6 protein-coding genes are annotated in these 4,658 nt (G+C 68.4%); 5 read left to right on the top strand and 1 reads right to left on the bottom strand.

Annotated elements, in window-relative coordinates; genetic code table 11:
* Nucleotides 1-132: 132 nt before the first annotated feature.
* The 4 genes from RTM68_RS16915 to RTM68_RS16900 all read left to right on the top strand — a co-directional run bounded on the left by RTM68_RS16915 (nt 133) and on the right by RTM68_RS16900 (nt 3,412).
* Nucleotides 133-531, top strand: coding sequence for a GntR family transcriptional regulator (locus RTM68_RS16915; protein WP_312173179.1), 399 nt, complete (start codon nt 133-135; stop codon nt 529-531).
* Complete coding sequence (locus RTM68_RS16910) at nt 528-1,439, top strand: ABC transporter ATP-binding protein (protein ID WP_312173176.1); 912 nt, start codon at nt 528-530, stop codon at nt 1,437-1,439. Before RTM68_RS16915 ends, RTM68_RS16910 begins: the two co-directional genes overlap by 4 nt.
* Nucleotides 1,439-2,125: a hypothetical protein gene (locus RTM68_RS16905; protein WP_312173174.1), complete on the top strand. Its 687-nt coding sequence runs from the start codon at nt 1,439-1,441 to the stop codon at nt 2,123-2,125. The genes RTM68_RS16910 and RTM68_RS16905 overlap by 1 nt, the downstream gene beginning before the upstream one ends.
* Before the next feature lie 171 nt (nt 2,126-2,296).
* Entirely contained in the window at nt 2,297-3,412 is a 1,116-nt protein-coding gene (locus tag RTM68_RS16900) for an aromatic acid exporter family protein (RefSeq protein ID WP_312173171.1), read from the top strand.
* Between the two features lie 15 nt (nt 3,413-3,427).
* Here RTM68_RS16900 and RTM68_RS16895 read toward each other — a convergent pair whose 3' ends face one another.
* The gene (locus RTM68_RS16895; RefSeq protein ID WP_312173169.1) at nt 3,428-4,021 is read right to left on the bottom strand and encodes a helix-turn-helix domain-containing protein; all 594 of its coding nucleotides are present in this window, start codon (nt 4,019-4,021) and stop codon (nt 3,428-3,430) included.
* A gap of 75 nt (nt 4,022-4,096) precedes the next feature.
* Between RTM68_RS16895 and RTM68_RS16890 the strand changes: the two genes are divergently transcribed.
* Nucleotides 4,097-4,658: MFS transporter (locus RTM68_RS16890; RefSeq protein WP_312173167.1), on the top strand; the 562-nt coding region annotated here is incomplete at its 3' end.

The raw sequence follows: 4,658 nt of genomic DNA, 5'->3' as shown, positions 1-4,658 counted from the left end.
TCGCGGCCCGGCGTGCCATCCGCCTGCTCCGAAAACGTGCCCGGGCCGAGGCATCGCAGAAACGGTTGACACGAATCAGGTTCAGTGGTTACCTAGTCGAGTAACTAACCCACCAACCACCTCGGAGGACTCGTGATCGACGAAGGCAAGCCGCTCTTCCTCCAGATCGCCGAGCAGATCGAGGACTCGATCATCGACGGTTCGCTCGCGGAAGAGACGCAGGCGCCTTCGACGAACGAGCTCGCCGGTTTCTATCGGATCAACCCTGCGACGGCAGCGAAGGGAGTCGCCATGCTCACCGACAAGGGAGTGCTGTACAAGCGCCGCGGCATCGGCATGTTCGTCGCCGCGGGCGCACGGGACATCGTTCTCGGCGAACGCCGCGACGCATTCGCGGACCGCTACATCGAACCGCTCCTCGCCGAGGCCCGCACGCTGGGGCTCGGCGCCGACGACCTCGCCGCGCTGCTCCGAGAGCGCGCGACCCACACCGAACAGACACCGCAGACAGAAGGGACGACCCCCGCATGACCGCCGTCATCGAGGTCACGAACCTCACGAAGCACTACAAGGAGAAGAACGCGCTCGACGATGTGTCGCTCAGCCTCGAGGGCGGCGCGATCTACGGGCTCCTCGGCCGCAACGGCGCAGGCAAGACGACGCTCATGTCGATCCTGACCGCGCAGAACTTCGAGTCCTCGGGCACCGTCCGGGTCTTCGGTGAGCACCCGTACGAGAACACGCGGGTGCTGAACCGGATCTGCTTCGTCCGCGAGAGCCAGAAGTACCCGGACGACGCCTACCCGCGTCACGCCTTCAAGGCCGCGAGCCTGTTCTTCGAGAACTGGGACCAGGAGCTGGCCGACGAGCTCGTCGAGCAGTTCCAGCTGCCGATGAAGCAGACCATCAAGAAGCTCTCGCGCGGCCAGCTCTCGGCCGTCGGCGTGATCATCGGACTCGCATCCCGTGCCGAGCTCACATTCTTCGACGAGCCCTACCTGGGTCTCGACGCGGTCGCCCGTCAGATCTTCTACGACCGACTGCTCCAGGACTATGCCGAGCACCCGCGCACGATCATCCTGTCGTCGCACCTGATCGACGAGGTCTCGAACCTCATCGAGAAGGTCATCGTGATCGACAACGGGCAGATCCTGCTGAACGAAGACACGGATGCCGTGCGCGACCGCGCCGTCACCGTCGTCGGCGACGCCGCCAAGGTCGATACCTGGGCCTCCGGACGCGAGGTCCTGCACCGCGAGGCGCTGGGCCGCGTGGCCTCCGTCACCGTGCTCGGACACCTGTCGCCCGCCGAGCGGGCCGAGGTCACGGCATCCGGACTCGACCTCGCTCCCGTCTCGCTGCAGCAGCTCATCGTCCGCCTCACGCAGAGGGCGGATGCCACCACGAGAGCCACCGATGTGAAGGAGAAGGTGCGCTGATGCGACGCACACTCAACGTCATCCGCCTGCAGCTGATCAACCGCCAGACGTTCATCTGGGTTCCGCTGATCGTGCTCGCCTCGGCTGTCGTGCTCTCGGTGCTGATCTACGCGATGATCCCGGTCTCCACTCCGAAGTACGGCGGTGGCGGCCAGGCGCCGCTCTGGTACTTCTTCGCGATCGGCATCTCGGCGATGACCCTCACGTTCCCGTTCTCGCAGGCGATGAGCATCACCCGCCGTGACTTCTTCTTCGGCACGCTGCTCACGGCGATCCTCGGCAGCGCGTTCATGGGCGTGCTGTTCCTGATCGGCGGCGCGATCGAGACGCTGACGAACGGATACGGCGTCAACGGCTACGTCTTCTACCTGCCGTGGCTGTGGGAGGCGGGTCCGCTCGGGGCGTTCGTCGTGTACTTCACGCTCGCGCTCTTCCTGTTCGTCCTCGGCTTCACCGGTGCGACGATCTACAAGAGCTGGGGGCCGACGGTGCTGACCATCGTCGGCGTCGGGCTCGCGCTGATCCTCGTCGGGCTCGCATTCCTCGCCACCAGGCTCGAGCTGTGGAACCAGGTCTGGACCGGCATCCTCGACGCGGGTGCACTCGGCCTCGCGCTCTGGGGACTCGTCGCCACGGTCGTGCTCAGCGGAGTCTCGTTCCTCGCCTTCCGGCGGGCGATCCCCTGATCGGGCGTCCCGCCGATGACGCCGGTCGCCCGCACAGGGCGGCCGGCGTCGTCGCGTCCGGCATCATCGCACCCGGCCCGATACCCGGCCCGCGCTCGCCACGCAACCCGTTGGGAGAAGCGGATGCCGACGGATAGCGTCGCTCTGCAGGGGAGGAGACGAAGGGATGCCGTGAACACCATCAGCACGCGACTGCGCGCCCGCCGTTCGGGGGCCGCGCGCGAGATCCGCGAGGCCGTGCACCCCGCACGCCTGCTGCTCGTCGCCAAGACGACGCTCGCCGTCGGGCTCGCGTGGCTGATCGCCCCGCACACTCCCGGCGTCACCGACGAGTACCCCTACTACGCCCCGCTCGGCGCACTCGTGAGCATGTATCCGACGCTCATGGGTTCTGTGCGATCGGGCCTGCAGACCCTGCTCGGCCTCGCGACCGGCATCGGGCTCGCCCTGCTCGTCGTGATGACGGTCGGCCCGACCTGGTGGACCGTGCCTGCCGTGGTGGGAGTCGGCATGCTCGTGGCCGGCACAGGCTGGTTCGGCGCCGCCCGGGAGTACGTGCCCGTCGCTGCACTGTTCGTGCTGATCGTCGGCGGGCAGAACGCCGACGACTACTCACTCGGCTACCTCGTGCAGATGGCGGTCGGCATCGTGATCGGCCTGATCGTCAACATCGTGATCGCTCCCGCTCCCCTGACCCTCGCCGCCGCGGCGCGGGTCGACGCCTTCCGCGATCAGTTGAGTGCCCACCTGCACGACATCGGGTCCGCCGTGTCGGAGTCATGGCCGCCCGAGCACGAGAAGTGGGCCGACGATGCGGCGTCGCTCGCCGACACGACCTCCGAACTGCGCACCGCCCTGTCCGAGGCCGACGACAGCCGACGCGGCAACGTCAGGGCGCGCGGACGACGCGGCGAGACCCGGCACATCCATGCCGAGCTCGAGGCGCTCGATCGCATCGCGCACCTGATCCGCGACATCTCCGACGAGATCGCCGACACCATCTGGGATCGCCCCGGCGCGCTCGACCTCGACCCCGCGCTGCCCGACCCCCTCTCGGCGGCCTGCCACGCGGTGGCCGAGGTGATCGCGCAGCAGGAGCCGCTCACCTCCGAGGATCACCGGGTGCGGGCCGAGGCCGCGCGCGCGATCCGCCTTCTGCTCGAGACGGTCGACGACCGCACGATCGATGTGCGGCGCTCGATGGGACCGGGCGTGCTCGCGGCGATGCATCTGCGCCGCATCCTGATCCTCAGCGGCCAGCGCGCGCCCGACGACGACGTCGACTGAGGACGTCGACCGAGATCAGATCGTGTCGTCGGCGGCGAGGATGTCGATCTGCCACGGGCGTCCGGCCGGGTCATCCTTGTCATGGGCATCCACTGCGTCGGAGATGACGTCCTGCACACGATCCATCAGGGCGTCGAACTCCGCCTCGGTGAGGCGGACCATGCGCTGTGAGAACGCGGCGTGCACCTCGGCGGTGCGTCCCGAGACGTACTCGGGCGTCCACGCGATGACGCGCGCCATCATGGCCTGATGGTCATCGGCGATCGATCGGATCATGGCGCTGCCCAGCGCTTCGTCGGGTACCGGATGCTCCGGACCTCCGACACTCATCGCACCCTTGCGCGACTTCCAGACCCGGTCGCGACGGTCGCGGGCATGCTCGGGAGCCTCTTCGATGAGCCCCGCGTCGGCCAGCACCCGCAGGTGGAAGCTCGCGCTGTTGGCCGGCACATCGAGGTCGGCCGCGACATCGGCCGCACGCAGGTGCTCGCGGCGTGCGAAGAGGCGCAGCATCTGGCGGCGCAGCGGGTGCGCGTAGGCCTTGAGCATGGCCGACGTCATCCAGACCTGATCAGCCTGCTGTCGCTCGCCCTCCGCGCCCTCACTCATCCCGGCAGTCTATCCGCAGGGAAAGTTGCGCAATGAGTCTTGCGCAACTTTTCTTGCGCAACTACGGTGGATCCCATGACCACCACCGCGACCGCGCCGCACCGCCTGTGGCGGAACGCCCGCTACCTCACCTGGCTCGTGAGCGACACGAGCAAGGGCCTCTCCGCCGCGCTCTTCGGCTTCGCTATCCCGCTGCTGGCGCTGATCGTCACGAACGACCCCGCGCAAGCCGGCATCATCGGCGGCGCGGGCATGGTCGCGCGCCTCGTTTTCACGCTCGCCGGCGGCATCCTCGCCGACCGGCATCCACGCATCGTCCTGATGCTGCTCGGCTCGCTCCTCGGCATCCTGCTCTCGGGTGCCTTCACGCTGCTCGCGCTCGCCGATGCGCTCACCTTCGGCACGCTCCTCGCAGCGAACGTGCTGCTCGCCGCACGCAGCGGGCTGTTCGACGTCGCGGGCGAGAGCGCGCTGAAAGAACTCGTGCCCGACGATGCGATGGGCCGGGCGCAGGCCGCGAACCAGGGCAGGGATGCCGCGCTGCAGCTCGCCGGCGGACCCCTCGGTGGCCTGCTGCTCGGCGTCGGGGGCTGGCTCGTCGGCGTCGCGATGACGGTGTGCCACGTGGTGGCCGCCG

The sequence above is a fragment of the Microbacterium sp. genome, from assembly GCF_031988965.1.
In the GTDB taxonomy this organism is placed as follows: Bacteria; Actinomycetota; Actinomycetes; order Actinomycetales; family Microbacteriaceae; genus Microbacterium.
The sequence above is the reverse complement of the archived record's forward strand: the minus strand, read 5'-3'. Positions and strand labels throughout refer to the sequence as shown.

What these genes read in the sequence shown, in the direction of transcription:
- RTM68_RS16910 (WP_312173176.1), top strand. Translation starts at nt 528, where the DNA reads ATGACCGCCGTCATCGAGGTCACGAACCTCACGAAGCACTACAAGGAG.
- RTM68_RS16905 (WP_312173174.1), top strand. Translation starts at nt 1,439, where the DNA reads ATGCGACGCACACTCAACGTCATCCGCCTGCAGCTGATCAACCGCCAG.
- RTM68_RS16895 (WP_312173169.1), bottom strand. Translation starts at nt 4,021, where the DNA reads ATGAGTGAGGGCGCGGAGGGCGAGCGACAGCAGGCTGATCAGGTCTGG.